Source organism: Cellulomonas sp. GbtcB1, from assembly GCF_019091725.1.
Lineage (GTDB): Bacteria > Actinomycetota > Actinomycetes > Actinomycetales > Cellulomonadaceae > Cellulomonas.
Genome location: NZ_JAGXJG010000118.1, coordinates 1 through 1,254, shown reverse-complemented (window position 1 = coordinate 1,254; position 1,254 = coordinate 1). Strand labels below are relative to the sequence as shown.

1 protein-coding gene and 1 pseudogene are annotated in these 1,254 nt (G+C 75.8%); both read right to left on the bottom strand.

Annotated features, from left to right (window positions below; genetic code table 11):
* Window positions 1–11 precede the first annotated feature (11 nt).
* Window positions 12–1,055 (bottom strand): iron ABC transporter permease, encoded by a 1,044-nt coding sequence (locus KVT14_RS19990; protein ID WP_217617262.1) that lies wholly within the window; start codon window positions 1,053–1,055, stop codon window positions 12–14.
* Between the two features lie 10 nt (window positions 1,056–1,065).
* Window positions 1,066–1,254 (bottom strand): annotated as a pseudogene (locus tag KVT14_RS19985) (iron-siderophore ABC transporter substrate-binding protein); the annotation flags it as partial.

Here is a 1,254-nt window from a genome sequence, read left to right as displayed (position 1 = left end):
GGCGAGGGCGGTCACAGCTCCCGCCCCTTCTGCCGGCGGACCACCCAGATGAAGAACGGCGCCCCGACGAGGGCGGTGATGATGCCGACGTCCAGCTCCTCGGGCCGCGCGATGATCCGCCCGACGACGTCGGACGCCGTCACGAGCCCCGCTCCGGCCAGCGCCGGGAACGGCCGCAGCCACCGGTGGGCGACCCCGACCAGCAGCCGGCACAGGTGCGGCACGACCAGCCCGACGAACGCGATGGGCCCGGCGACCGCGGTCGCCCCGCCCGCCAGGAGCACGGCGCCCAGCGACGCGAGCCCGCGGGCGACCGCGACCCGCTCGCCGAGGCCCGCGGCCAGCTCGTCGCCCAGCGCGAGGGAGTTCAGCCCGCGCGCGGCGAGCAGGCAGATCACCGCGCCGGCCCCGAGGAACGGCAGGACCGCGCCGATGCTGCTGAAGCCCGCGCCCCCGACGCCGCCGATCTGCCAGGACCGCACGCTCTCGGCGATGTCGCCCCGCGGCAGCACCACCGCGCTGATGAACGACACGAACGCCGCCGACGTCGCCGACCCGGCGAGCGCCAGCTTGGGCGGGGTCGCCCCGCCGCTGCCCAGGGAGCCCACCGCGTACACGAACACCGCGGTGATCCCGGCGCCGACGATCGCGGTCCAGATGAACGCGGTCTGCGTCCAGATGCCGAACCAGGCGACGCCGACCGCGACGGCCAGCGAGGCGCCCATCGTCACCCCGAGGATGCCGGGGTCGGCGAGCGGGTTGCGCGTGACGCCCTGCATGACCGCCCCCGACAGTCCGAGCGCGGCACCGACCAGCAGCGCCAGCACGGTGCGCGGGATCCGCTTGGCCACGGCGGCCTGGCTGACGTTGTCGGTCGACCCGCCGAGCGCGGCGGTCAGGTCCGCCCAGGAGATCTCCCGGGAGCCGATCGCGAGCGACGCGGCCACGAGCAGGACGAGGACCGCGACGACGGCGAGCAGCCAGAGCAGGCGCACCCGCCCTGGGCGTCGCACGACGGCGACGCCCAGGGCGGGTGCGGGTGGGGCGAGGGTCACGCGCGGGCGGTCACTCGGCGGAGGTGCCCGCGGCGTCCGCGAGCATCGTCACGTATTCGTCCAGCACCCACGAGATCGTCAGCGGGGTGGGGTTGGCGGCCGTGCCCAGCGGGCCCGAGCCGTCCAGGAACACGGTCGCGTCGTTCGCCACGGCCGGCATCTGCGACAGCAGCGGGGCGGCATAGAGAGTGTCGACCAG